Source organism: Methyloversatilis sp. RAC08 (genome assembly GCF_001713355.1).
In the GTDB taxonomy this organism is placed as follows: Bacteria; Pseudomonadota; Gammaproteobacteria; order Burkholderiales; family Rhodocyclaceae; genus Methyloversatilis.
In genome coordinates, this window is sequence record NZ_CP016448.1 from 1,867,823 (window position 1) to 1,893,140 (window position 25,318).

The window sequence follows — 25,318 nt, forward strand, 5'->3', positions numbered from 1 at the left end:
ACCTCATTCATGGAAGCGGGTGTCGTCGGAGCTCAGGGCACGCGATCGGCCAGTGCGGCCTTCACCGCGGGGCTCGCATGCAGCGCACCCAGCACATCGATCGAGGCGATGGCAGCGCAGGCCAGTTCGGGCGTGACGTCGTCGGCCAGCGTGACCAGCCCGAGTACACGTATCTGCAGCGTCTCGCCGCCGTCGCACACGGCCTGCAGGTCGGCCGCACTGAAATGCTGCAGGCCGAGCACGAACATGCGGCGCGTGACGACGTGCTTCACCGCATCGGCATGGCTGGCCAGATGCGTGCGGATGGCGGTACGGATGAAGTCGCTGCGATTGCCGTAGAAGCCCTCGGCGACCAGCAGATCGATCTGGCCAAGATCGACAAAACCGAGATTGATGGTGATCTTCTCTGACTCGGCAGGCTTCACCTTGACGGCGGAAAGTGCTCGGACTGTATTCATGCGGACCATCCTAACACCATCCAAGCGGATGGTCAGGGGATGTTTTTCGAAATCTCTCTATTTCGCCGGCACGCGCTTCTCCGCGCCTCGCCGGGCGAGTGCGGCGCAGCCGGCGGCAAGACGGTCCGCTTCGTCGCTGTTGCCGGTATCAACCAGCGGCAGCAGCGCCGCCAGCGGATTGAGCAGCGCCAGCAGCGCAGAACCCGCCACCTTCATGCCGATCGGTCCCTTTTGCAGCGACACTTGCGGATCGGCCAGACTGCCCTGCACCCGCAACGGCGAACGCAAGGTCAGCGGACTGAAATCCTTCGGCAGCGCAATCGCGGTCAGGTCCAGCGTTTCGGCCGCAAGCGACAGCGAACCGCTGATCGACACGGTCGAATCTTCGGTGTCGAGCACCATGACCTGCGGGCGCAGCACGCCTGCGTCAGCCTGAATGTCGGCCACGGCGCAGTCCAACCGCAGCGTGCTGTCGCCGCTGACCAGAAGGCCGAGCGCTTCCGCCAGATCCAGCCCGGCGGCTTCCACCACCAGATGCGACATGCGGCCGTCGCGCAGTTGCGCCTGCACCCGGCCTTTCAGGCTGGCAAGGATGTCTGCCGTCGAGCGCCCCTGACCGGTCACCGTGGCGCGGCCGCCGAGGCGACCGGCCACATACGGCGGTGCGTCGGTGCGCGCCTGGCGCAGCCACTGCTCCAGCCGCACGTCGCCCCAGCGAAGATCGGCCGACCACAGCGCAAGATCGCCCCGGCCATCCAGTTCGATACCGCCCCTGAGCCAGCCGTCGGCAGTGCGGGCGTCAAGTCCGCTTATCGACAGCACGCCGTCTGCCAGCTTGAGCTGTGCGCGCAGCGGCTGCAGGGCGCCCAGCAGGGGGGTGCCCAGATCGACTGCGGCGATGTCGATCGCAACGTCGGCGTCCATGGCGCGCAATGCGGCGAGATCGAAATCGCCGCCAGGCAGCACCTTGCCTTCGCGACGGACGGGCCTGGCGCCGCCGAGCGCGGGGCCCAGATCGGCCAGCAGCAGACGCGCACCACCCAGACGCCCACTCAGCAATGGCCGGCCCGTGCCGGCCCCATATCGAAAATCACCCTGCAGCTGGCTCGATCCTACGCTGGCGTCATCGACGCCGACCTGCCAGTCGCCGCCGGTCTTGTCCAGCGTGCCGGAGATGCGAAACGGCGGCGTACCGGGCAGCGTGACGCCGATCGCATCGCCGATCGCCGCCAGCGACGGACCGGCAAGCTTGAAGCGTCCGGCCAGCTGGCCGAAGTCCTGCACCTTGCTGGCGCTGCCGGCGAACTCCAGTGTCGCGCGACCGACCGCGCCGCTGACCGTCAAGGCGACTGCCGTGGTCTGTGCAGCGGTGGCGCTCTCCGGTCGGGTGCCGCTGGCGCGCAACGCGATCTGTACCGGCTGGTCGCGATAGGCGCCGGTCAGATCGACCTCCAGGAGGCTGTCCGCCTGCTCGCCGGTGACCGAAACGCGCGCCTCGAGCGTGACGTCATGTCGCAGGTCGCTGTAGCGCAGCAGACCATCATGGATCCGGAACGCGCCGAAGCGTGGCCATTCGGTCGTGTCATCGGAGGAGCTGTCGGCGGCGAACTGCCAGGATGCGCGTCCGTCAGCCAGTCGTTCGAGGTGGGCGTCGAGCGCACCCGCCTGCAGGCTTTCGATGCGCAGCGGCTGCCCGCGAGAGGCGCGCCACAGATCCACGTAGCGCAGCCGCAGGCTGACGTCGCGGCCGCTCACCAGATGCGGCGCGGTGCTCCACGGTGGGCTCGAGATGTCGAGCCGTGCGCTGTGCAGGTGCACGCCGCCGATGAAACGCACGGTGAACGTGCCCGGCGCGTCGTTGATGAAACGCACGCGCCGCTCCAGCTGCCCGGACAGCAGGTTCTGCAGCGGCGACACGAGGAAAGGCCAGCCGCGCCACTCGCCGATCGCGATGGCGGTCAGCAGCAGGAGCAGCACGATGATGGCGACGACGCGCGGTCGGCGCCAGGGGCTGCGTGATGTATCAGACATGAAGAGTACGGGTGAGGAAGCCCACGATGCGGCCGGCGCAAGAGCCTACCGCAACGCTGATGTCATGACCGGCAGCCACCGGCAGCAGCTCCGCCCGGCCGCCGCTGGCTGCCTGCAGCCTCAGCGCATCGGCATAGGGCACGATCTCGTCGTGCATGCCGTGCACCAGCAGTACCGGACAGTTCAGGGCCGGCAAGGTCGTGAGCGGTGCGATATCGTCGAGACGGGCGCCGATGATGTGCTGCACATAGCGCGTCAGCGCCCAGCCCAGCGGCATCCACGGCACACGCCGACCGCTCAGCACGCGGCGCAACAGCGCAGCCGGGTGGGCGAACGCCGACAGGCTGACAACGGCCGCCACATCGCAACGCCGGGCCGCGCACAGCAGCGCGGCCGCCGCGCCGACCGAATGGCCAAGTACCGCCAGCCGCGTGGCATCGACCTCGGGTCGCTGATGCAGCCAGTCTAGGCCGCTGGCAATGTCTTCTGCAAAGCGCGGCATCGACATGAAATCCTCTTCGTCGCTGGCGCCATGGCAGCGTGCGTCGATCAGCAGCACGGCCATGCCGGCCGCGTGCAGCGGCAGCATGGCCGGCAGCATCATGGCCGCATTGACGCCCCAGCCGTGGATCACCAGCACCGCAGCAGATGGCAGGGCGGCGCGTGGGGCCGTCGGTACCCACCAGGCGAACAGTGTCTTGCCGCCTGTGGCCGGGATGCGCAACGGATGGGCGACCAGACCGAAGTCTCCGGGCGTCTGGTGATGCGGGCGTCGCGGTGCGGCAAACCCCCGCAACAAGCGTGACCGCGCGGCGCTGCTCAACGCCCACCTCGCGGCGACGAAGGCTGCGGTGCCGCGCGCCATGAGCGCGTGGGCGTGTGAAGGCTTGACCGTTGAATGTTGAGCCGCGCTCGCGGCGTGCCGGATCTGCGAATTGCCCGGCCGCATCAATCCGGCTTGAGACTCAGCTCGTCGCGCACCGCCAGCACGCCATCGACCGCACTGGCGAGCTTGAGCGCGCGATCGGCCTGATGCCGGTGCTCGACCACGCCGATCAGGCTGGTACGGCCTGTCAGGGTGATGACGTCGATATCGAAGCGACTGACACCGGCGTCCTGCAGCAGCGCAATCCTGACCTGCCTCGTCACTTCCGTATCCTTGCGCATGCTGGACCGGACGCTGGTCACCAGCGGGTCGTCGATGACTTCGGCGGACGCCCGCGGCGGCGCGGCCGGGATGGCCGCCTCGCCTCGCCCGCTGCAACCGGCGGCCGACACGACGCCCAGACCTGCAAGCGCGGCAGCGATTGCCACGACTCCGGACCGCCTGCGGGAAGATGTTTGCATTTCAGCCATACCGCACAGGTCAGCCAAGCGTGACGCTTCGACTGTGTGCCAATCCGGCCGGCTGCTCTGTGCGCTGGCGTACCGATTACCGGCCGGACGCGCGCCGTGCCTCCCCGGGGCTTCGGCAAAACAGCCGGCGATGGGCACATAATCCGCCGAGATCCAGCGAGGAGCCCGCGATGCAGAACAGAACGACCGCAGAAGAGACAGAACCGGACGCGCCGGTGGAAACGACGGAGCACTTCAACGGCCTGATCCGCTACGAGCGGCAGATGCCGATCCACCAGATTTCGTACTACCTCTGCGGTGACATCGGAGAACCACAGCACTACACCGAACTGTTCTACACCCTGCGCACCGCAAGCGAGACCGACCTGATCTATCTGCATCTGAACTCGCCCGGCGGAGAATTCGATACCGGTCTGCAGATCATCAACAACATCCTCGCCTCCGAAGCACACGTGATTACAGTGCTGGAAGCGCGCGCCTATTCGATGGCGGCGTTGATCTTCCTGAGTGGCGACGAACTGGTCATCCACGACAACTGCCAGCTCATGTTCCACATCTACTCAGGCAGTTTCGCGGGGCGCGGCAACGAACAGCAGGCCGAAGTGATTGCGGTCGGAAAGTGGTTCGAAAAGGCAATGGGCCGTATCTGCACCCCCTTCCTGTCCGACAGCGAAATCGGAAGAATCCTGAAGGGCAGCGACCTGTGGATGGACTCGGATGAAATCCAGCGCCGCCTGATGCGCCTGCAACGCGCGCGGGCGAAATTGGCGGCGGCGCGGAAAAAACCCGGAACCGTTCCGGACGGCGCCGCCTGAAAGGCCCCGGCCTTCGAGGTGGCGACATCGGCGACCTGTGGTCGATCCCCCGTTATCGACCGCACCCCGGGAACGCTGGCCCGTCGAAAGCCGTCAGCTCACCGTGCCTGCGAACCGGATGTTTTCCGCGTGCTGGCCGGACCCCGCCTGCCACGGGAGAAACATCAGCGTCCGGCAGGATCCGGGCCGAACACGCGTTCCGGTACCGGCTGCAGCATCGCGCCGTCGTCGCCCAGCCAGATCTGGCCTTCGTTGACGATGCACTGCAGGTTCAGCGCGCGCTGCGCCAGTCCGGCCAGCGCCAGCGTGTCGGCCGTGGCGAGGCGCAGCACGGTGAGATTGTTCAGCCGCGCCAGCGTCGCCTTCGACTGTTCCCACCACTGCACCGCGGTGCGGCCATAGGTCACGACGACCACCCTGCCGGCGCGCGAGGCGGCGCGACGCACCAGCTTTTCGTCCGGCAGACCGACGTCGAGCCACAGCCGGATGGCGCCGGTCAGGTCGGCTTCATACAGATCCGCCTCGTCTTCGGCGCTCAGGCCGCGCCCGAAGCGAAGGTCTTCGGACGCATGCAGCGCAAAGGCCAGCACGCGCACCATCATGCGCTCGTCGTTCTCCGACGGATGGCGCGCGACGGTCAGCGCATGTTCCGCATAGTAGCCGCGGTCCATGTCCGACACGTTCAGATTGATCTTGTAGATGGTGGATTTCAGAGCCATGGCCGACAATGCTGTCCCGTGAGTGTTCCGGCGCGTCGAATGCGCGCCGGAGCCGTGAAACAAGACCCGACAGGATACCGACTTGAAGAAGACCGATCTGTACAAGAATGACCGCCTCAAAGTGGTGGCTCAGATGAAGCATGCCGCCGGACAGCGCACCACACTGGGCGAGGCGCCCGCACCGGACCGCAAGGAGCAGCGCAAGCTCGATCAGGCGCGCGGCCTGGTGCCTTTCGCGGTGAAGATCGATTCGGCGCTGGCGGCGCGGTTGCGCGATCTGGCAACCGAACGGCAGATGTCGCTGAACGACCTGACCGACGAACTGCTGCGCAAGGCGCTGGACTAGGTTCCGGTGAGCGGCGCGACTTCGGCGATGTCGATCTGGGTCGACGCCGATGCCTGCCCTGCGCCGGTGAAGGACATCCTGTTCCGCGCCGCCACGCGCACCGGTCTGCGGCTGACGCTGGTCGCCAACCGGCTGCTGCGCGTGCCGGCGTCGCCGCTGATCCGCGCCGTGCAGGTGGCGCACGGTTTCGACGCCGCTGATCGCCACATCGAAGAGGCAGTGGTCGCCGGTGACCTGGTGATCACATCCGACATTCCGCTGGCGGCGGCCGTGCTGGCGCGCGGCGCGCACGCACTGGAGCCGCGCGGCGAGTGGTTTTCGCCCGGCACCATCCACGAGCGGCTGCAGATGCGCGCACTGATGAATGATCTGCGCGACAGCGGCGTCATGAGCGGCGGGCCGTCGGCATTCTCGGTCAGCGACGGCCGCGCCTTCGCCGCGGCGCTGGACCGCTTTCTGGCGCAGGCGCGCTGACCGCGCCTCGGGTCAACCGAGCCGATACAGCGCGAAGCTACCGAGGAAGTTGTGTTCTTCGGTCACCGGCTTGCCGGCGTCGTCGAGCACCAGTCGCTCGCGCACCGAAATGCCCAGCTTGTCGCACAGCGCCTCGAAGTCGGCGACGGTGAAGAAGCGCACGTTCGGCGTGTCGTACCACTGGAAGGGCAGCCGGTCGGACACCGGCATGTGGCCGTCCATGATGGCCACGCGGTGCTTCCAGTAGGCGAAGTTCGGGAAGCTCACCACCGCCTCGCGGCCGACACGCAGCATTTCGCACAGCAGCTTTTCGGTGCGGTGCAGCGTCTGCAGCGCATTCGAAATGATGACCAGATCGAAACTCTGGTCCTCGAAGTCATACAGCCCTTCTTCCAGGTCGATCTGCAGCACGTTGATGCCGTTCTTCATGCCGGCGATCACGCGATCGACGTCGATCTCGACGCCATAGCCGCTGACGCCGCGCCTGTCCTTCAGGTAACGCAGCAATTCGCCGTCGCCGCAGCCCAGGTCGAGCACGCGCGCGCCTTCTGCGACCCAGGAGGCGATCACGTCGTGGTCGATGCGGATGTCCAGTGTGCTCATGTCGTCCTCACACCGTGATGTTGTCGAAGTAGGCGCGCAGCACCGCGTGATAGTGCGGGTCGTCGAGCAGGAATGAATCGTGGCCGGCGCTCGATTCGATTTCTGCGTAGCTCACGTTGCGCCGGTTGCGCATCAGCGCATCGACGATTTCGCGCGAGCGCGCCGGCGCGAACCGCCAGTCGGTCGAGAACGACACCAGCAGGAAGTCGGCCGTGGCCGGCGCGAAAGCAGCGGCAAGATCACCACCGGCGTCGCCCGCCGGATCGAAGTAGTCGAGCGCGCGCGTGGCCAGCAGATAGGTGTTGGCGTCGAAGCTGGCGGCGAACTTGTCGCCCTGGTAGCGCAGATAGGACTCGACTTCGAATTCGACCTCGAAGCTGAACTTGCGTCCGCCCTCGCGCAGCCGGCGGCCGAATTTCTCGGCCATCAGGTCATCCGACTGATAGGTGATGTGGCCCAGCATGCGGGCCAGTCTCAGGCCGCGGCGCGGCAGCGTGTCGTGCTCGTAGAAGTGGCCGCCGTGGAATTCCGGGTCGGTGATGATGGCCTGACGCGCCACCTCGTTGAATGCGATGTTCTGCGCCGTCAGCTTGGGCGCCGACGCGATCACGATGGCGTGGCGCACGCGCGCCGGCAGGTGGATGGCCCAGGCCATGGCCTGCATGCCGCCCAGGCTGCCGCCGATGATGGCGGCCCAGCTCTCCACGCCCAGCCGGTCGGCCAGCAGCGCCTGCGCAGCCATCCAGTCTTCGACCGTCACGATCGGAAAATCGGCACCCCAGGGCCGGCCGGTATCCGGATTGGCGCTGACCGGACCGGACGAGCCGTGACAGCCGCCCAGGTTGTTGATGCTCACGACGAAGAACTTCGACGTATCAAGCGGCTTGCCGGGGCCGATCAGGTTGTCCCACCAGCCGATGTTGTTCGGCGCGTCGGCATGCACACCGGCCGCGTGGTGGTGACCGGACAGCGCCGGGCACACGAGCACGGCGTTCGAGCGCGCGCCATTGAGCGCACCGTAGGTTTCGTACATCAGCTCGAAACCGGGCAGCACGGCACCGCTCCTGAGTGTCAGCGGCGTGTCGAAACGGGCCGACAGCGGTGCGACGACGCCTACGCTGCCGGAGGAAAGAGGAAAATCATCGGCCATGAAAAAACCCGGTAGGCCAAAGCCAGGACCGGGTCGCCCTCGCTTTAGCCGTATTTATTATGCGCCCGCAAGCTGAGACAAATCGGCGCACCACACTTAACCCGCATTCTGGCGAAACGGGCGGGTTTGTCAATCTCGGGCCATCTGGGTCAGATGCTGACCGCAGTCCCGCTGACACACACCATCAGCATGCCATTGTCGGCGCCCAGCACTTCGTAGTCGATGTCGATGCCGACGATGGCGTTGGCGCCGAGCTTCGCGGCGACTTCGCCCATCTCTGCCATCGCGGCTTCTCGCGCATCGGCCAGCGTGCTTTCGTAGGCACCGGCGCGGCCGCCGACCACATTGCGGATGCTGGCGAACATGTCCTTGAAGATGTTGGCGCCGATGATGGCCTCACCGGTGACGACGCCGTAGTACTGACGTATCGGTCGGCCTTCGAGCGTCTGCGTGGTGGTCATCAGCATGTGTCGTTTCCCTGGTTGGTCAGTCTTCGTCCATCACGGCGGTGGTGTAGACATCCTGCACATCGTCCAGACTGTCCAGTGCATCCAGAAGTTTCTGCATCCGGGCCGTGTCGTCGCCGGTCAGCACGTTCTCGTTCAGCGGCTTCATCGTCACCTCGGCGAACTCGGGCTTGAAGCCGGCCTTTTCGAGCGCATCCTTGACGGCGACGAAATCATTCGGCGGGCTGAGCACTTCGATCGAGCCGTCGTCGTTGCTGACGACGTCGTCGGCGCCGGCTTCGAGCGCGGCCTCCATCAGCGCATCTTCCGGCGTGCCGGGTGCGAAGATGAACTGGCCGCAATGCTTGAACATGAAGGCGACCGAGCCGTCGGTGCCCAGATTGCCGCCGTACTTCGAAAACGCGTGGCGCACGTCGGCCACGGTGCGCGTGCGGTTGTCAGTCAGGCAGTCAACCATGACCGCCGTGCCACCGATGCCGTAGCCCTCGTAGCGGATTTCCTCGTAGCTCACGCCTTCGAGCTCACCGGTACCGCGCTTGATGGCGCGCTCGATGTTTTCGCCCGGCATGTTCTCCGCCTTGGCCTTGTCGACCGCCACGCGCAGGCGCGGGTTGAAGTTGAGGTCCCCGCCACCCATGCGGGCGGCCACGGTGACTTCCTTGATCAGCTTGGTGAATACCTTGCCCCGCTTGGCGTCCTGCCGCCCCTTGCGGTGCTGGATATTGGCCCATTTCGAATGACCTGCCATGAATGACTTCCGTCCGTGTTGTGCGAGGAGTGATTTTAGTCGAGAGCGTCGCTCGCGCGCGCTCAAGTGGGACGCAGGGTACCCGTTAACGCTGTGCGGGTAAGGCTTGCCACGCCCGGATCTTATGGACTTTTGCCTCAACGCATGAAGACTCGACACTCGACAACGCATTGCCTGCTGGCCATTCTCCTGTCGCTATCGGCCGCCGCCAGCGCCGACACCGGCACGCAGGAACCGATCTGGCGCTTTGGCGGCTTTGGCACGTTCGGCGCCGGCTATCACGGCAGCGACGACCTCACCTATCGGCGCGACCTCGAACAGGCCGGCGGCCATGACGGCGGCCGCCTAGGATTTCGTGGCGACAGCCGGATCGGCGTGCAGGCCAGCGCAAGCTTCGATGCCCGCTGGTCGGCACAGATCCAGAGCGTCAGCCGGCTCGACAGCGAAGGAAAATGGACGCCGCAACTGTCCTGGACCTTTCTGCGCTACACGCCATCGGACACGCTGGACATGCGCATCGGCAGGCTGGGCGTGGATCTCTACCTTGATGGCGACTCGCGCCATGTCGGCTATGCCTTCACCGCCGTACGCCCGGCACCGGAAGTGCTGGGCGTGGTCACGCAGGACCTGTTCGACGGCATCGACCTGACGCTGCGCCGCCCGGCTGGAGACGGGCTGCTCAGCCTGCGCCTGTACGGCGGGCGTTCGCGAGGAGACCTTTCGCTGTATGGCCGTCAGTATCGTCCGCCGGATGCGCGCCGGCTCGGTGCCACCCTTGACTGGGTGAGCGAAGGGCTGACGCTGCGCGCCGCCTGGGGCGACACCTATACAGCGCGCGATACGTCGCTGCAGCCACTGGCTACCGCGCTGGCATCGGTGCCGATTCCGCTGGCACAGACCCGGGCGGCGCAGTTCGATACGTCACATCACCTGACCTTTGCCGGCCTCGGCTTTCTTTTCGAACGTGGTCCGTTCTCGGCACAGGGCATGTTCAGCTGGTCGCGTTTCTCGCAGTTTCCGACCTATCGCGGACAGGGGGCCAACGTCATCCTGGGTTACCGGGTGGGGGCGTTCAAGCCCTATGTGACGTACTCCCGCGTATCCCTCGACCCGAGTGAAGAGACCGACCTGTCACTGCCCGCCCCCCTTGCGGGCCTGCAATCGGCCTACGCTGGCGCTGTCGACCGCCTCACCATGAATCAGCGCAGCGTCGGCGCCGGTGTGCGCTATGACTTCGCGCCAAACTACGCCCTCAAGTTCCAGATTGATCGGATCAACGCCGCCGAGTCGATACTGATCATCGATTCCCGTGGTATGTCGGCGCGTGATGTCGGCATGACGCTCTATTCGATCGCACTGGATTTCGTGTTTTGAAGCCGGCTACACTTCTTTTGTCCCGCCTGCTCCTGGCGCTATGGCTCGCGCTGTACGGCGCTGCGGCCGCTGCCCATGGCATCGCGGTGATCGTCAATCCCGACAGCGGTATCGACAGCATCAGCCGTGAAGAGGTGAGCCATCTGTTTCTTGGTCGCATCAAGCACCTGCTGCCCGGCACGCCGGCCGTGGTCATCGACACCCTGCCGCTGCGCCAGGCCTTCTATCAGGCGCTGGTGCGGCGCGGCCTACCGGAGATCGATGCCTACTGGGCGCGCCTGCGCTTTTCCGGCCGCACCCAGCCGCCGATGCAGATCGAGAGCGCCGAGATGGTGATCGAACGCGTCGCACGCGACCGCAACGCCATCGGCTACATCGATGGCGCCCTGGTCGACTCGCGCGTCAGACCGGTATTGCGCCTTGAGGACTGATCCGCTGACGCGTCCCCAGGATGCCAGTGCCGGCATGGCGCCGTCGCGCCGGCTCGGTGCAAGCGTCGTCTGGCGCACCACGCTGCTCATCCTGTTTTTTGCCGGACTGGTCGGCATTCTGGTCGCGCTGGCCAGCACGGTGATGGTGGCGCGCGAAGAACGCCAGCGCATGCAGCAAAGCCTGGTCGAGCTGATGGAGACGGTCGAGCGCACCGCCAGCGTCGCCGCTTTCGCCCGCGACGAGCAACTGGCCTACGAGGTCGCGCGCGGTCTGCTGCGCAACGGCACGGTGTCGCGGGTGGTCATCCGCGAAGGCGACAACGAACTGGCGGCGGTCGGCGAAGCCTCGGTCGATACCCGAACGGTGACACTGCCGGTACTTACGCTGGCGCTCGCGTCCCCGTTCGATCCGTCGGAACGGGTCGGCGATCTGCAACTGTGGCCGGCCAGCGAACGGATCGACCATGACGCCGGTGCCTATTCGGGCTACATCGCCATCATTCTGCTGGTGCAGGTGGTCGTCGTCGTGCTGGCAGTCGCCTGGGTGGTGCTCAATGTCGTGACGCGTCCGGTGAAGAAACTGTCCGACGACCTGCACCAGCTCAAGGTGGGCAGCGGCGAGCTGATCGTGTTGCCGCCCGGTCACCGGAACGACGAGATCGGCCGGCTGACCGAGGACATCAACAGCCTGATCGGCCGCACCGGTGATCTGCTGGCAGCTGAACGCGACATGCGGGCGCAGCGCGAGGAATCGGAGCGCAAGTTCAGGTTGCTGTTCGAAAGTGCGCAGACCGGCATCTTCACGCTCGACGGTGAAGGCGTGCTGCACGACTGGAATCCTTGGTTTTCCCGCATGCTGGGCCTGCCGGCGCACGGTGACGCCGCCCGCCGCTATGCGCTGGGCGCGCTGCTGGGCGACGACACGTCGCGGCTCGATGCATTGATGGTGCGCGCGCTGAGCGACCAGCGCCCGGCCGCAGCCGATTTCGAAATACCGCACGGCACGGCAGGTTCGCTCTGGCTGCATCTGGTGCTCAACCCGATGCCCGGCAACCTGATGCAGGGCATCGTCAATGATGTGACGGAACAGAAGCGGGCCGAAGCCAGCGCGATCGCCATGGCCGAGCGCGACCCGCTGACCGGTCTGCTGAACCGCCGCGGCATCGAACACCGGCTCGGCGATGCACTGGCCACACTGCGGCCCGACACCGGCCTGGCGCTGATGGTGGTCGATCTCGACGGCTTCAAGCAGGTCAATGACACGATGGGGCACGATGCGGGTGACCGCGTGCTGGTCGCCGCCGCCCGTCACCTGGAGGCGGTGGTACGACGCACCGATCTGGTCGCCCGCATCGGTGGCGACGAATTCGTCGTCGTGCTGTGCGCGCTCGAAAGCGCCGACACGGCCCGCTTCATCGCATCGAAGATCGTCAGCACGCTGGCGCGCCCGGTCGACTGCGGTGACGGCCAGTCGGCCACCATCGGTGCCAGTGTCGGTGTGGCCTACACGGCAACGCCGGCGGACGCGGCCGACAAGCTGATGCGCCGCGCCGATGACGCGATGTACGAAGCGAAGCGCGCAGGCAAATCGCAGTTCCGCTTCGCGGCCGGGAGTTGACGGCCCCCTGGGTCGGGCGATGCCCGACCCGCCCCCCGAGGGGGGCACGTCGCCTTGGGACGGCCCGGCGGCGACTTGACGGCCCCCCTTGCACCGCACCGCGCCCGACCCGCCCCCCGAGGCGGGCACGTCGCCTTGGGACGGCCCGGCGGCGACTTGACGGCCCCCCTTGCACCGCACCGCGCCCGACCCGCCCCCCGAGGCGGGCACGTCGCCTTGGGACGGCCCGGCGGCGACTTGACGGCCCCCTGCACCGCACCAGCTTGCCAGCCGGGCAGCGTCCGCTGGTAGCATCGCGACATCCCTTCCGAAGGACCGAAAGCCATGGCCGATCCGCTCTACGTCGCCCGCGCGGGCGATCTCTCGCTCGCCCTGCTGCCCAATATGGCGAATCGTCATGGGCTGATCACCGGCGCCACCGGCACCGGCAAGACGGTGACGCTGCAGTCGCTGGCTGAGCGCTTCTCCTATATAGGTACACCGGTTTTCATGGCCGATGTGAAGGGCGACCTGTCCGGCATGGGGGCAGCCGGCAGCGTGAGCCCGAAACTGCAGCAGCGGCTTGACCTGCTCGGCATCACCGATTTCACGCCCTACCCGAGCCCGGTCTGCTTCTGGGACGTGTTCGGCCAGTCCGGACATCCGATCCGCGCCACCGTCAGCGACATGGGCCCGCTGCTGCTGGCCCGCCTGCTCGGCCTGAACGACACCCAGACCGGCGTGCTGACCATCGTGTTCAAGGTGGCCGACGACCACGGCCTGCTGCTGCTCGACATGAAGGATCTGCGCGCGCTGGTGCAGCATGTCGGCGACAACGCAGCACAGTTCAAGACGCAGTACGGCAATGTGTCGACGGCATCGATCGGGGCCATCCAGCGCGGACTGCTGACGCTGGAAGAACAGGGTGCCGACCGCTTCTTCGGCGAGCCCATGCTCGACATCGCCGACCTGATGACGCACGACGAACACGGTCGCGGCACCATCAATGTGCTGGCAGCCGACCAGCTGTACAACTCACCCAAGCTGTACTCCACCTTTCTGCTGTGGCTGCTGGCCGAACTGTTCGAACAGCTGCCGGAAGTCGGCGACATGGACAAACCCAAGCTCGTGTTCTTCTTCGACGAGGCGCACCTGCTGTTCAACGACGCCCCACCTGCGCTGCTGGAAAAGATCGAACAGGTGGTACGGCTGATCCGCTCCAAGGGGGTCGGCGTGTATTTCGTTACGCAGAACCCGCTCGACGTGCCGGACACCGTGCTGGGACAGCTCGGCAACCGCGTGCAGCACGCGCTGCGCGCCTTCACGCCGCGCGACCAGAAGGCGGTCAAGACCGCGGCGCAGACCATGCGCGCCAATCCGAAGTTCGATGCCGAACAGGCCATCATGGAACTGGGCACCGGCGAAGCGCTGGTGTCCTTCCTGGACGAAAAGGGCCGGCCTTCGGTCGTCGAGCGCGCCTTCGTGCTGCCGCCGGCGTCCCGCCTCGGCCCGCTGACCGAGGCCGAGCGTGCCGCCATCATCCAGCACTCGCCGATGCGCGGTCGCTACGAACAGACGCTGGACCGCGAATCCGCCTACGAAAAGCTGACTGCGTCGGTGGCCGCCGGTACATCGGCGACGCCGTCATCCACTGCGTCTGCGCCGACCGCCGGCACGCCTGCCGCAGGCGACGGTGGCCTGCTCGGTGGTCTGAACGATCTGGTGTTCGGCTCGACCGGGCCGCGCGGCGGTCAGCGCGACGGCATTGCGCAGATGGCGGCCAAGACGGTCGCGCGCACCATCGCCAGTTCGGTCGGCCGCGAAATCATGCGCGGCGTGCTCGGCTCCATCCTCGGCGGGCGACGAAAATAGCCGCACCGCCTGCCGCCGCAGACGCCCGGCTCGGCATCTGGCTGGCCGTCATCGCGTCGGCCGGTTTTTCGCTGAAGGCCATCCTGGCCAAGCTGGCATATCCGCACGGCGTGGATCCGGTGACGCTGGTTGCGCTGCGCATGCTGCTGTCGGCACCGGTGTTCATCGTCGTTGCGTGGCGCGAAGCGGCGCGCGGTGCGCCGCTGACGGCCCGTGACTGGAGCACGGTCGTCGTGCTTGGCCTGTTTGGTTATTACGGTGCCAGCATGCTGGATTTCTACGGCCTGCTCTACATATCCGCCGGGCTGGAACGTCTGGTGCTGTTCACCTACCCGACGCTGACCCTGCTGATCGGCTGGCTGGCGCAAGGGCGCCGCATCACGCCGCGCGAAATCGTCGCCAGCCTGCTGTGCTACGGCGGCATCGCACTGGCCGTGGTACACGACATCGAAGTCAGCGGCGAAGCGGCGACCATCGCGCTCGGCTGCCTGCTGGTGTTCGGTTCGGCACTCAGTTTCGCCATCTATCTGACCGGGGCGGGCGCACCGATACGCAAGCTCGGCGCGACGCGCTTTTCCGCGCTGGCGACGCTGGTGTCCACGGTCGCCGTCGCCCTGCACTTCGCCGCAGTGCGACCGTTCGACGCGCTGGCGCAACCGGCATCGGTCTGGTGGCTGGCGGCGGCGATGGCGCTGTTCGCCACCGTGCTGCCGGTGTTCCTGCAGTCGGCCGCGATCCGCCGCATGGGCGCGCAAACTGCGGCGCTGGTCGGCAGCACCGGCCCGGTCATCACGGTGTTCCTCGCCTGGTGGCTGCTCGCCGAACCGGTTTCCGGGCTGCAGCTGGCCGGCACCGTACTGGTCGTGGCGGGTGTGCTGTGGGTCGGGCGCCGCTGAGCGTCAGGCAGCGAGCGACGGCAGGCTGGATTCGGTGTCGCCCAGCGTGAAGCAGAAGGTGGCGCCGGCGCCGGGTTCGGAACGCGCCCAGACGCGGCCGTTGTGGCGACGGATGATGCGCTGTACCAGCGCCAGACCGATGCCGGTGCCGTCGAACTCGCCGTCGCGGTGCAGCCGGTTGAACGGGTGGAACAGTTTGTCGGAATGGGCCATGTCGAAGCCGACGCCGTTGTCCCGCACGTAGATCACGGCCTGCTGGCCCTTGCCTTCGCTGCCGACTTCGATCTGCGCATGCGCGGTCGGGGCGGAGAACTTCCAGGCATTGCGCAGCAGATTGTCGAGCACGATGCGCAGCAGGCCGACGTCACCGGCGACCAGCAGGCCGGGCTGTATGCGGACGTCGCACTGGCGCGACGGCTCTGCGTTGCGCAGCACGTCAGTGATGTCCTGTGCCAGCGCGCTCAGATCGACCGGCTGGCGCTGCAGCGGCAAACGCGTGACACGCGCCAGTTCAAGCAGATCGTCCACCAGATGTTCCATGCGCAGCGCGGCGCGCAGGATGCGCTGCAGCGAATCGCGCGCACTGTCGGGCAGGCCGGTCACGCCGGGGCTGTTCAGTTCGGTGTCGAGCACGCTGGCAAAGCCGTGGATCGCACGCAGCGGCCCGCGCAGGTCGTGCGACACCGAATAGCTGAAGCTTTCCAGTTCCTCGAACGCGGCCTTCAGGCTGGCGGTGCGGCTGCGCACCCGCTCGTCCAGCTCCTGATTGAGCGCGCGCAGCTCTTCTTCGGCGCGCACCTGGCGGCTGACGTCACGCGCGCTGCCGCGGTAGCCGGCGATGTGGCCGTTGGCATCGCGCCACGGGCGGGCGGACAGCGCCATGATGCGCACGCTGCCGTCCTGCTGTCGCCAGTCGATCACGACGTCGCGGAAGCTGCGCACCTCGCGCGCCAGCTGCGCCGGATCGTCCGGCCGCTGCAGGCCGGGGCGGCGCATCGCGAACAGGCCGTCCAGCGTGAGCCCGCGCAGCGGCCAGGCGCCGTCCGAGGTATGCACTATGACGCCATCGATGTCGGTTTCCCAGAACCAGTCGGCCGCCGCTTCTGCAAAGTCGCGCAACCGGGTACGTTCCGCTTCCAGTTCGCTGATCTTCTTGTCCAGCTTGTCGCGCAGGCGCTCGGCATACAGTGCGTCGGCGTCGATCGGCACCGGCCTGATCGCATTGCGGCTCGCGGCCGATTCCAGTTCGAGGATGAGCTTGTCGATTTCGCACGGCTTGACCAGGAAGAGGTCGGCACCCAGCTGGTAGGCCAGTTCCTCGTCGCGCCGGTCGGTGAAGGTGGCGGTGTAGAACACGAACGGCACGCCCGACAGCTGCGGGTGGGCGCGCACCGCGCGGCACAGGCCATAACCGTCCAGCTCAGGCATAAGGATGTCCGACACGATCAGGTCGGGCGTGCCGGCGAGAGCCAGTTCGAGCGCCTGCCGTCCGTCCGTCGCGGCCTGCACCTGGTGGCCACGCGCTTCGAGCGCTGCGCTCAGCATCAGGCGTGAGTTTTCGTCATCTTCGGCGATCAGGATGTGCATCAGATGGCCTGCATCAGGACGTTTTCGATCTGCTCCATCACGCGCAGCGGATCGACCGGCTTTTCGATGTAGCCGTTGCAGCCGGCCGCCAGCACGCGTTCGCGGTCGCCTGCCATGGCGAAGGATGTGATGGCGATCATCGGGATCGGTGCACCGGTCTCGCCAGCGCGGATGCGGCGCGCCACTTCGAGACCGTCGATGTCGGGCAGCTGGATGTCGAGCAGGATGAAGTCGGGACGTTCGCGCAGCGCCTCGGCCACGCCATCCAGTCCGGTGATCGCGCAGCGCGTGGCATAGCCACCGGCATGCAGGATGAACGTGATCAGCTCGAGATTGTTCTCGTTGTCTTCGACCACCAGCGCCGTCTTCATGGCTTGACCCCGTCGCTGGCACGACCCGAGCCCTCGCGCGGCACATGCAGCGTAAAACGGCTGCCTAGACCCGGCGTGCTGCTGACCTCGACCGAGCCGGACAGCAGTTCGGTGGCGATCTTGCGCGTCAGATAGAGGCCGAGGCCCGTGCCAGGGGTTTTCACGCGCAGGTGGGAATCGATGCGTTCGAAGGGCTGGAACAGGCGGCTCAATCCGGCTTCGTCCACGCCGATGCCCGTGTCTTCAACACTGATGTCGAGCCAGTTTCCACGCACACACGCCTCCACAGTGATAGTCCCTTCGACGGTGTACTTTACCGCGTTGCTCATGAAATTCAGCAGGCATTGCAGCAGCCTGCGGCGGTCTGTCTGGACCATGATGCCTGGCGGCACCGACACCCTGATCTCCAGCTTCTTCTCGCGCGCGGCTGGCTGCACGGTCTGCACGGCTTCATCGACCAGCGCAGCCACTTCGATGCGCTCCTCGAATACGTCGATGAAGCCGGCTTCGATCTTCGAAATGTCGATCACGTCGGTGATCAGGGCGAGCAGGTGCTTCGCCGAACCATAAACCCGCTGCAGTTGATCCTGCTGGCGCGCGGTCAGTTCGCCCGCCATGCCGGCCAGCACGACACCGGTGAAGCCGATGATGGAATTGAGCGGTGTGCGCAGTTCATGCGACATCGATGCGATGAACATCGACTTGAGCCGGTCGAGGTCCTTCAGCTGTTCATTGGCCTGTGCCAGTTCGGCGGTACGTTCGGTGACGCGCTGTTCCAGCGTTTCGTTGGCCTCGCGCAGCGCGGCCTCGTTGCGCTTGATGTCGCCGATGTCGCGCAGCACGCTTGAAATGTACTGCACCTTGCCGCTGCCATCGAGATGCGCCAGCCGCACCGCCGACATCGGCACCAGCGCGCCGTTGCCTGCGCGCAGCATCGTTTCGCCGATCCAGATGCCGTCGCGCAGCACGGTCGGCAACTGCACATCGATGTAGTGGCGGTAGCTGTCGGCCGGATAGAAATCGCGTGCCTGCAGCTGTTCCGGCAGTTCGTCCAGAGGCAGTCCGAGCATGCGGCGCGCCGCCAGATTGAGATAGGACACATTGAGGTCGGTGTCGACGGTGGACACGTAGTCCGGGGTCGCATCGAGGATTGCCGACAGGCGCGCCTGTTCCTGCTGGGCGAGACGCCTTTCGCGCGCCACCAGGAAGCGCCCCAGCTGCGAAGCCAGTTCGGCAGCGAAGCGGGCTTCGTCATGCGCCCACTCGCGTGTCCGGCCACGCTGCTCAAGGCAGACCACGCCGGCCAGCCGACCGTCGAGAAAGGCCGGCGCATCGAGCATGGCGGCGAGCCCTTCCCGGTCGAGGTAGTTATCGGCGAGCTGTGCGGTGGCAGGGTGCGCGCGCGCGTCGCCGGCAGTGATCGTGCGGCCGCTGCGCAGCGCCGAGAAGTAGTCGGGGAACGCCGCGGCATCAAGCACCTGGCCTTGCGTGTGGCCGCGCGCGATGGCCAGCTGGTCGATGTCGAACAGATCTAGGCAGACCAGTTGCCGCGTGTCGTCGTCGAGTCGCCACACGCTGGCGCGGTTGACCGACAGCGACGCGGCAGCGACTTCGGTCAGTGTGGCCAGCGCATCATCGTCACCGGCCGACAGCGCGGGGTCTGTGCTCAGGCGCATGATCGCTGCCAGCTGTTTGTCCTGCCGCTCGAGCCGACTGCGCTGTTCGCGCCGCGCGCGCAGATCGTCGGTCACGTCGATGAAGGTGGCCTGGATGGCAGGCTCGCCCCGCCACATGACCTGCCGGATGTAGGCGTCCAGCGTACGTCGCTCGCCGTCGGCGCGCGTCACACCCGCCTGCATCGGCAGGATGCGGCCGGACGACAGCTGGCGGCGGTTGCTGTCGCTGTCGACCACCGGCAGATCGTCGGCGACGATCATGTCGGCCAGGGAACCTTGCGCCATCAGGTCAGCCACCGACTGGAAGCCGAGCAGTTCAGCCGCCCGCCGGTTGGCGAACAGCGGCTGGAAGCGTCGATGAATCAGGATGCCCTGGATCGAGCCATCAAACAGGTCGAGCAGCTGCGCCTCGCGTGTGCGCGCCCGGCGCGACGCACTCGCGCGCTCGTTCAGCGTGATCGACAGGGCATAGGACGCGATCGACAGCGTGATGATGAAGGTCTGCAGCAGCAGCAGCGAGCGCAGCGGCGTGTCGTTGCCGAACGGCCCTGTACCCTGGCTCGTGCCCCAGAAGGCGAGCCCGTGCATGAGCACCAGCAGCAGGCTCATCCAGCGTACCTTGAGGCGGATGGCCGACAGCACCAGCACGGCCGGCAGCAGGAACATGAACGGCTCCGGGCCATCCAGCACGCGCAGGAAGATCGCCGCCGTGGTCAGCAGGGTCAGCGCGAACCAGGGCAGCACCTTCGGCAGATCGGCCGCTAAACGCTGCCAGTCCTGCCTGTCCAGCCAGCCGGCCACCAGCTGCACCGTGAGCACCGTACCTGCGAAGCTGGCGGCTGCATGCAGCGTCCAGTCCGACACATACATCGGCGCGCCCGGATGCCAGGCGAGCCGGGCGCCGTGCATGACCGACAGCAACAGCGCAACCGCGAGGAACCACATGTAGTGATCGGCGCGCATGCGCGGAAAGGGCTGCACCGGAAAATGGCGCAGCACCTGAGTGCCGGCGCCGGTCAGCAGACCGATGACGACTGCCGAGCCGAGCGCCGACAGCGGCGTCTCGCCGGCCTGCAGCGCCAGCGCGAGGTCGGTCAGCATGATGGCGGGCAGGTGACGCAGGCCGAACAGCAGCACGATGGCGAACGCCGCGCCGAGCGCCAGCTGGATGACCGGCGGCTGGCCGTCCGACAGCCCGAGCAGCGGATCGAGCAGCACGGCAGCGGCATAGGCAGGCACGGCGGCGAGCAGCGGAGCGATCTTCACGGAATGAGGCACGATCACGTGTCGGCGATAAACTGATCTGCATGTTAAGGCCGTTCCACCCCGGGCAAGTGTGCGGAACGAACGCCCGGCCGATGCGTCCACTTCAGCCGTGTAGGCTGCGGCCTGCAAGCCCTGACGATCCACCCTGGCGTTTTCACACACGCTGTCCACCCCACCTGATGACCTTGCGATGCGATCAATGATGCGGATGGCCGCCCTGTGCGGCGGACTTGTTCTGGCGCCTGCGCTTCCGGCTGCCTCCTGCGTGACGCCAGGCAGCTGGCTGGAACCGGGGCAGGGCGAGACCGAAAGTGCCGCGCTGATGCGGCGCATGAGCCGGCAATCAGTCGTACTGCTGGGCGAAACGCATGACAGCGCCGCTCACCACGACTGGCAGCTCGACACGCTGCGCGCGCTGCATGCGCTGCGCCCGCGCATGGTGATCGGGCTCGAAATGCTGCCGCGCGGCGCCCAGCCGGTGCTCGATGCCTGGGTGCGGGGCGAACTGAGCGAGGCGGCGCTGTTCGAGCGCACCGACTGGAAGCGTGTCTGGGGCATGCCGCCCGAGCTGTACGCGGGCATCTTCCGCTTCGCCCGCGAGAAGGCGGTGCCGCTGCGCGCACTCAATATCGACCGCAAGGTGGTGCGCGAGGTGTCGCGGCTGGGGCTGGCCGGTGTGCCGGCGGCGAGCCGCGAAGGCGTCGGCATGCCGGCGCGCGCCCAGCCACCCTATCGCGACTGGCTCAGACAGGTCTGGAGCGACCACATGCCGGCCGGCAAGGCGGTGCAGGACGACGCCTTCACCCGCTTTCTCGATGGTCAGCTGCTGTGGGACCGCGCCATGGCCGAGGCACTGGCCGGCGCAGTACGCGAACAGCCGGATGCGCTGGTGGTCGGCCTGATGGGCAGCGGCCACGTCATCCACGGCTATGGCGTGGAACACCAGCTGCGCGATCTCGGCGTGCCCGACGTCGGCAGCCTGCTGCCGTGGGACGCTGACGGCGACTGCGCCGATCTGGTCGCCGGGGTGGCCGATGCGGTATTCGGCATCGTGCCACCGGCGCGGAGCGCGCAGCCTTGATGCGGGTGGCCGGCTGGCGTGCGCTTGCATTGGTCTTGTGCGCAGCGCTCCCCGGTCTGCCGGCGCTCGCTGCCCCGCAGTTCGACCTCACGGTCGGGCTGGAACCCGCGCAGGGCAGCCTGAGCGCGCGCGCGCTGATTGCGCTGCCGGCGCACGAGGCGATCGACCTGCGCCTTGATGCCCGCCATCGCGTCACGTCGATGCAGCTCGACGGCGGCGCGCTGCGTGCCTCGACCGAAGGCGGACTGCAGCGCATCCGCATTGCAGCGGCGAAGCAGCCACGCCAGCTGGAACTGCGCTGGGCCATCCGCGCCGATGCGCCGGACGCCACCGCCTCGCACCGCGACACGCTGACCGCCTTTGCGCCGCAGATCGGCGAAGCCGGCAGCTTCCTGCCGGCCGGCGGCGCCTGGTATCCACTGCCTTTCGACGACGCGGGCCCGCTGCTGCACCGCTACCGCCTGACCGTCGACCTGCCGGCGGAGCAGCGCGCACTGGCGCCCGGCGACCGTCTGGTCGACACGTTGCGCGACGGCCGGCGCACGGTGCGCTTCGACATGGCGCAGGACAGCGAAGGGGCTGACCTGATGGCCGGACCGTGGGTCGAAGCCGAGCGCAGCGTGCGCTCGATCGATGGCCGCCCGCTGACGCTGGCCACATTGTTTCACCCGGACATCGCCGATCAGGCCGACGGCTACCTGGACGCCGCCGCCGGCCATCTCGCGCGCATCGAACAGACCCTCGGCGCCTATCCCTACAGCCGCTTCACCATTGCGTCGTCACCGACGCCGACCGGCTTCGGCATGGCCGGCCTGACCTATCTGGGCATCGACGTGCTGCGTCTGCCCTTCATCCGCCACACCTCGCTGCCGCACGAAATCCTGCACAACTGGTGGGGCAATGGCGTCTATCTGGCGCTCGCGGGCGGTAACTGGTCAGAAGGGCTGACCACGTTCATGGCCGACTATGCGCTGCGCGAGGCCCAGGGCGACGATGGCGCGCGCGCCATGCGGCTTGACTGGCTGCGCGGCCTGTCGGCGCTGTCGCCGGCAGCGCACGGCAGCCTGGCCGGCTTTGGTGGACGCACGCATGACGCGTCGCAAGCCATCGGATATCACAAGGCTGCACTCGTTTTCCTGATGCTGCGCGATACGCTGGGCGCGACGGCATTCGACAGTGCGCTGCGCGACTTCTGGCAGACATACCGGCACCGGCGGGCCGGCTGGCAGGATCTGCGCGCGGCGTTCGAACGGGCTTCCGGCCGCGATCTCGGCCGCTATTTCGCGTTGTGGGTGGACGGCGGAGGGCTGGCTGCGCCCTCGATCACCAACGCCGTGGCCGGACCCGACCGTCTCACCGTCACGCTGCAGCAGCCGACACCACACTATCCGCTGGCGGTGCCGCTGCATGTGCGGATTGCCGGGGAGACGCGGGTCGAACGGGTGGCACTGCATGGTGCGCAGACACAGGTCAGCGTGCCGCTCACGGCGGGCTGCGCCGAGCTGGCGCTGGACCCGGATTTCCGTCTGGCCCGCCGTCTGGCGCCGGGCGAAGCACCGCCGGTGCTGCGCGAAGCCACGCTGGACGACGCGCTCGGCCTGACCGTTCTGCCCGGGGACGAGCGCCTCGCGACGGCGGCCCGCACGCTGACGGCACAGTGGCTCGACCGCACGCCGACCATCGTCGACGCTGCACAAGCGCCGGGCCGGGCGTCGCGCATGGTCATCGGCAGTTTCGCGGCCATGGACGGCTGGCTGGCACGGCACCGTCTGCCGGCGCGCGACCGGGACGGCGAGGTCGTTGCCTGGGCGCTGCGCGCTCCGGCCGGTGGCACGCTGGCGCTGGTCGCCGCGCGCGACGCCGACGCGCTGGCAAAGGCGACACGCGCCCTGCCGCACTACGGCCAGCAGGGCTGGGTCACGCTGGCCGGCGGCCGCGCCGCCACACGCGGTCAGTGGCCGGCGGCGACGGTCTGGACGAAGACCTGCGTGCGCTGAGCCTATCTATATATGAGGGGCGTGTTCCGGGTGGCGGATCAGCCACGCGGCGTAACGGCGCTCGTACTCCAGCTTGTCTTCCTGATACACGGTCCACACGCAGCGTTCGCAGGCGGATTCGCAGCATTCGGAATCCATCGGCATGCTGGGTGGTACCGGAGCCGGGTCGGTCGGGATGGCAGGGCGGGCGATGGTCAGGTCGGTCATGATCGAATCAGTGTGCGGATATGGCAGGCGGCGCGGGTGTAGCAGGTATCAAGTCGAGTCAGTTCGGCATCCAGGTCGAGCGCCGGATCGGCACGTTTCAAGCGTCGTTCCAGCACGCCTGAAACTTCAGACAGCTCGATTGCGCCAACGTTTCCGGCGCTGCCCTTGACGCCGTGGATTGCCTTGATCAGCGCATCCGGTTCGCCGGCCTGTCCTGCCCGGCGCGCGGCCGCCAGACCGGCCGGCGCGTCTTCGAGCCAGGTGCGCAGGATGTCGTCGAGCGCGTCGCCGAGCAGCGCGCGCAGATCATCAATCCGTACCGCGTCGATGACCGGGTTCGCAGCAATGTCTGAATCGGGAGGCATGCACTTTTCCGACGTCTGGGTGCTTCGTTATCGGCCGCGGGCGCCCCGGCTGAATGCCGCTCAGCTTTCCCAGATCACCGGCTGGCTGGCACGCAGTGACCGTTCCAGCTGTTCGATCAGCGGAACCGCGCGCTGTGCCAGCGACACCGGCACCGGTGCGCGGGCCGGATCGACGTCGTCCGGCTCGGGCTGGCCGCGCTGCGCCGCGCGGCTGCGCTCTGCCGCCTCGCGCAGCCGCGCGATGGCGTCGGGCAGCTGCTCGAGTGTGATAATTCCGCGCGGCTCGAAAGCCTTGCCCATCAGCGACAGCAGGTCCTTCGCAACGTCGCCGAACATGATGGTGTCCGCAGTGGCCCGGGATTTGAAGGTGATGATCATGATGCTTGCGCCGTCGGATGAAGAAGTTTTGATTGTCGCATCGCGCGGGAGACAGCATGCGCATCGGCATTGATCTGGGTGGAACAAAGACCGAATTGATTGCGCTGGACGGCAACGGAACAGAGCGTCTGCGCCGGCGCGAGCCGACGCCCTCCGGCGACTACGCCGCGACGGTCGCCCTGATCGCCCGGCTGGTGCGCGACGCCGAACAGCGGCTGGGCGTGCCCACGACGGTGGGCATCGGCACGCCAGGTTCGCGGTCGCCGCTGACCGGGCGCATGCGCAACGCCAATTCCACCTGCCTGAACGGCCAGCCCTTGCAGCAGGACGTGGAAGCCGCACTCGGGCGCGAGGTGCGCATGGCCAATGACGCCAATTGCTTTGCGCTGTCCGAGGCGGTCGATGGCGCGGGACGCGGTGCGCAGGTGGTGTTCGGCGTCATCCTGGGCACCGGCGTCGGCGGCGGCATCGTCGTCGATGGGCGGGTGCTGAATGGCGCCAATGGCGTGGCCGGAGAGTGGGGTCACAATCCGATGCCCCCAGGGCCGGATATCGAAGGCAGCGCGCCGCCGCCGTGCTACTGCGGTCGCGCCGGCTGCATCGAAACCTGGCTGTCCGGTCCGGCACTTGCGGCCGATCATCGCCGGATGACCGGCGATGCGCTGGCACCGGAGCAGATCGTCGCGCGCGCAGCCGCCGGTGATGCCGCCTGCGCAGCCACGCTGGCGCGCCACGAAATCCGGCTGGCGCGCGCGCTCGCCGGCGTCATCAACCTGCTCGACCCGCAGATCATCGTGCTCGGCGGGGGGCTGTCCGCCTTGCCGGGTCTGTATGAGCGGGTGCCGGAGCACTGGCGGCCGCATGTCTTTTCCGACCTGATCACGACCCGGCTGTGCTCGCCGATGCATGGCGATTCCTCCGGCGTGCGCGGCGCCGCCTGGCTCTGGTAGACGACGCAGGTTTTTGTCTGCGGTGCGGTAAGGTTCGGCGCACTGCAGGGTCTACTGCGGTGCAAACCACATGAATGGTTTGATTTTTCCACCCTCAGGAGAT

The 25,318-nt window shown here is 67.2% G+C and carries 26 protein-coding genes; 11 read left to right on the forward strand and 15 right to left on the reverse strand.

The features are described from left to right. Positions 1 to 32 precede the first annotated feature (32 nt). From BSY238_RS08715 to BSY238_RS18050, 4 genes are all read right to left on the reverse strand, one after another. Positions 33 to 458 (reverse strand): CopG family transcriptional regulator, encoded by a 426-nt coding sequence (locus BSY238_RS08715; protein WP_069040571.1) that lies wholly within the window; start codon positions 456 to 458, stop codon positions 33 to 35. 57 nt (positions 459 to 515) lie between these two features. Beyond that, positions 516 to 2,489: an AsmA family protein gene (locus BSY238_RS08720; RefSeq protein ID WP_069038784.1), complete on the reverse strand. Its 1,974-nt coding sequence runs from the start codon at positions 2,487 to 2,489 to the stop codon at positions 516 to 518. Beyond that, the gene (locus BSY238_RS08725) at positions 2,482 to 3,285 is read right to left on the reverse strand and encodes an alpha/beta hydrolase (protein ID WP_223300322.1); all 804 of its coding nucleotides are present in this window, start codon (positions 3,283 to 3,285) and stop codon (positions 2,482 to 2,484) included. Before BSY238_RS08725 ends, BSY238_RS08720 begins: the two co-directional genes overlap by 8 nt. 152 nt (positions 3,286 to 3,437) lie before the next feature. Next, entirely contained in the window at positions 3,438 to 3,803 is a 366-nt protein-coding gene (locus tag BSY238_RS18050) for a BON domain-containing protein (RefSeq protein ID WP_190295072.1), read from the reverse strand. Positions 3,804 to 3,865: 62 nt separating this feature from the next. On the opposite strand from BSY238_RS18050, the gene BSY238_RS08735 reads away from it, so the two are divergent. Beyond that, positions 3,866 to 4,660 (forward strand): Clp protease ClpP, encoded by a 795-nt coding sequence (locus tag BSY238_RS08735; RefSeq protein ID WP_223300323.1) that lies wholly within the window; start codon positions 3,866 to 3,868, stop codon positions 4,658 to 4,660. Between the two features lie 164 nt (positions 4,661 to 4,824). On the opposite strand, the gene BSY238_RS08740 is transcribed toward BSY238_RS08735, so the two are convergent. After that, complete coding sequence (locus BSY238_RS08740) at positions 4,825 to 5,379, reverse strand: YaeQ family protein (RefSeq protein ID WP_069040574.1); 555 nt, start codon at positions 5,377 to 5,379, stop codon at positions 4,825 to 4,827. A gap of 82 nt (positions 5,380 to 5,461) precedes the next feature. Between BSY238_RS08740 and BSY238_RS08745 the strand changes: the two genes are divergently transcribed. Together BSY238_RS08745 and BSY238_RS08750 are read left to right on the forward strand one after the other, a co-directional pair. Beyond that, positions 5,462 to 5,725, forward strand: a complete 264-nt coding sequence (locus BSY238_RS08745) for a hypothetical protein (RefSeq protein ID WP_069038786.1) — start codon at positions 5,462 to 5,464, stop codon at positions 5,723 to 5,725. 27 nt (positions 5,726 to 5,752) lie between these two features. Beyond that, on the forward strand, positions 5,753 to 6,199 hold the full coding sequence (locus tag BSY238_RS08750; RefSeq protein ID WP_069038787.1) for a YaiI/YqxD family protein: 447 nt from the start codon (positions 5,753 to 5,755) through the stop codon (positions 6,197 to 6,199). Between the two features lie 12 nt (positions 6,200 to 6,211). Here BSY238_RS08750 and metW read toward each other — a convergent pair whose 3' ends face one another. From metW to BSY238_RS08770, 4 genes are all read right to left on the reverse strand, one after another. Then, a complete protein-coding gene (gene metW / locus BSY238_RS08755; protein ID WP_069038788.1) occupies positions 6,212 to 6,802 on the reverse strand; it encodes a methionine biosynthesis protein MetW in 591 nt (196 codons plus the stop codon). A 7-nt stretch (positions 6,803 to 6,809) separates the two neighbouring features. Beyond that, the gene (metX, locus tag BSY238_RS08760; RefSeq protein ID WP_069038789.1) at positions 6,810 to 7,952 is read right to left on the reverse strand and encodes a homoserine O-succinyltransferase MetX; all 1,143 of its coding nucleotides are present in this window, start codon (positions 7,950 to 7,952) and stop codon (positions 6,810 to 6,812) included. 149 nt (positions 7,953 to 8,101) lie between these two features. Further along, positions 8,102 to 8,419, reverse strand: coding sequence for a heavy metal-binding domain-containing protein (locus tag BSY238_RS08765; protein ID WP_069038790.1), 318 nt, complete (start codon positions 8,417 to 8,419; stop codon positions 8,102 to 8,104). Between the two features lie 19 nt (positions 8,420 to 8,438). Further along, on the reverse strand, positions 8,439 to 9,167 hold the full coding sequence (locus BSY238_RS08770; RefSeq protein ID WP_069038791.1) for a YebC/PmpR family DNA-binding transcriptional regulator: 729 nt from the start codon (positions 9,165 to 9,167) through the stop codon (positions 8,439 to 8,441). Positions 9,168 to 9,311: 144 nt separating this feature from the next. Between BSY238_RS08770 and BSY238_RS08775 the strand changes: the two genes are divergently transcribed. From BSY238_RS08775 to BSY238_RS08795, 5 genes are all read left to right on the forward strand, one after another. After that, positions 9,312 to 10,541: a signal protein gene (locus BSY238_RS08775; RefSeq protein ID WP_069038792.1), complete on the forward strand. Its 1,230-nt coding sequence runs from the start codon at positions 9,312 to 9,314 to the stop codon at positions 10,539 to 10,541. A 17-nt stretch (positions 10,542 to 10,558) separates the two neighbouring features. Then, positions 10,559 to 10,972, forward strand: coding sequence for a hypothetical protein (locus BSY238_RS08780; RefSeq protein ID WP_150123909.1), 414 nt, complete (start codon positions 10,559 to 10,561; stop codon positions 10,970 to 10,972). After that, positions 10,962 to 12,590: a diguanylate cyclase domain-containing protein gene (locus BSY238_RS08785; RefSeq protein ID WP_223300324.1), complete on the forward strand. Its 1,629-nt coding sequence runs from the start codon at positions 10,962 to 10,964 to the stop codon at positions 12,588 to 12,590. Before BSY238_RS08780 ends, BSY238_RS08785 begins: the two co-directional genes overlap by 11 nt. Before the next feature lie 324 nt (positions 12,591 to 12,914). Continuing rightward, complete coding sequence (locus BSY238_RS08790; RefSeq protein WP_069038795.1) at positions 12,915 to 14,441, forward strand: helicase HerA-like C-terminal domain-containing protein; 1,527 nt, start codon at positions 12,915 to 12,917, stop codon at positions 14,439 to 14,441. After that, complete coding sequence (locus tag BSY238_RS08795) at positions 14,438 to 15,337, forward strand: DMT family transporter (RefSeq protein ID WP_069040575.1); 900 nt, start codon at positions 14,438 to 14,440, stop codon at positions 15,335 to 15,337. Before BSY238_RS08790 ends, BSY238_RS08795 begins: the two co-directional genes overlap by 4 nt. A gap of 3 nt (positions 15,338 to 15,340) precedes the next feature. On the opposite strand, the gene BSY238_RS08800 is transcribed toward BSY238_RS08795, so the two are convergent. From BSY238_RS08800 to BSY238_RS08810, 3 genes are read right to left on the reverse strand one after another with little or no spacing between them, the layout of a single operon-like run. Beyond that, the gene (locus BSY238_RS08800; RefSeq protein ID WP_069038796.1) at positions 15,341 to 16,924 is read right to left on the reverse strand and encodes a sensor histidine kinase; all 1,584 of its coding nucleotides are present in this window, start codon (positions 16,922 to 16,924) and stop codon (positions 15,341 to 15,343) included. Further along, positions 16,924 to 17,295: a response regulator gene (locus tag BSY238_RS08805; protein WP_069038797.1), complete on the reverse strand. Its 372-nt coding sequence runs from the start codon at positions 17,293 to 17,295 to the stop codon at positions 16,924 to 16,926. Before BSY238_RS08805 ends, BSY238_RS08800 begins: the two co-directional genes overlap by 1 nt. Next, positions 17,292 to 20,249 carry an ATP-binding protein gene (locus BSY238_RS08810; protein ID WP_223300325.1) on the reverse strand — a complete coding sequence of 986 codons (2,958 nt, stop codon included), beginning with the start codon at positions 20,247 to 20,249 and terminating at the stop codon, positions 17,292 to 17,294. Before BSY238_RS08810 ends, BSY238_RS08805 begins: the two co-directional genes overlap by 4 nt. Positions 20,250 to 20,445: 196 nt before the next feature. On the opposite strand from BSY238_RS08810, the gene BSY238_RS08815 reads away from it, so the two are divergent. Together BSY238_RS08815 and BSY238_RS08820 are read left to right on the forward strand one after the other, a co-directional pair. Continuing rightward, entirely contained in the window at positions 20,446 to 21,318 is an 873-nt protein-coding gene (locus BSY238_RS08815; RefSeq protein WP_223300326.1) for a ChaN family lipoprotein, read from the forward strand. 35 nt (positions 21,319 to 21,353) lie between these two features. Beyond that, a complete protein-coding gene (locus tag BSY238_RS08820) occupies positions 21,354 to 23,315 on the forward strand; it encodes a M1 family metallopeptidase (RefSeq protein WP_223300327.1) in 1,962 nt (653 codons plus the stop codon). 6 nt (positions 23,316 to 23,321) lie between these two features. Here BSY238_RS08820 and BSY238_RS08825 read toward each other — a convergent pair whose 3' ends face one another. The 3 genes from BSY238_RS08825 to BSY238_RS08835 are packed head-to-tail and all read right to left on the reverse strand — an operon-like array spanning position 23,322 to position 24,265. Further along, positions 23,322 to 23,522, reverse strand: coding sequence for an oxidoreductase-like domain-containing protein (locus BSY238_RS08825; RefSeq protein ID WP_069038800.1), 201 nt, complete (start codon positions 23,520 to 23,522; stop codon positions 23,322 to 23,324). Further along, positions 23,519 to 23,887 (reverse strand): Hpt domain-containing protein, encoded by a 369-nt coding sequence (locus BSY238_RS08830; protein ID WP_069038801.1) that lies wholly within the window; start codon positions 23,885 to 23,887, stop codon positions 23,519 to 23,521. Before BSY238_RS08830 ends, BSY238_RS08825 begins: the two co-directional genes overlap by 4 nt. A 60-nt stretch (positions 23,888 to 23,947) precedes the next feature. Beyond that, on the reverse strand, positions 23,948 to 24,265 hold the full coding sequence (locus tag BSY238_RS08835) for a DUF1840 domain-containing protein (protein ID WP_069038802.1): 318 nt from the start codon (positions 24,263 to 24,265) through the stop codon (positions 23,948 to 23,950). A gap of 56 nt (positions 24,266 to 24,321) precedes the next feature. Between BSY238_RS08835 and BSY238_RS08840 the strand changes: the two genes are divergently transcribed. Then, positions 24,322 to 25,215 carry an ROK family protein gene (locus BSY238_RS08840; RefSeq protein ID WP_069038803.1) on the forward strand — a complete coding sequence of 298 codons (894 nt, stop codon included), beginning with the start codon at positions 24,322 to 24,324 and terminating at the stop codon, positions 25,213 to 25,215. The last annotated feature ends 103 nt before the right edge of the window (positions 25,216 to 25,318 follow it).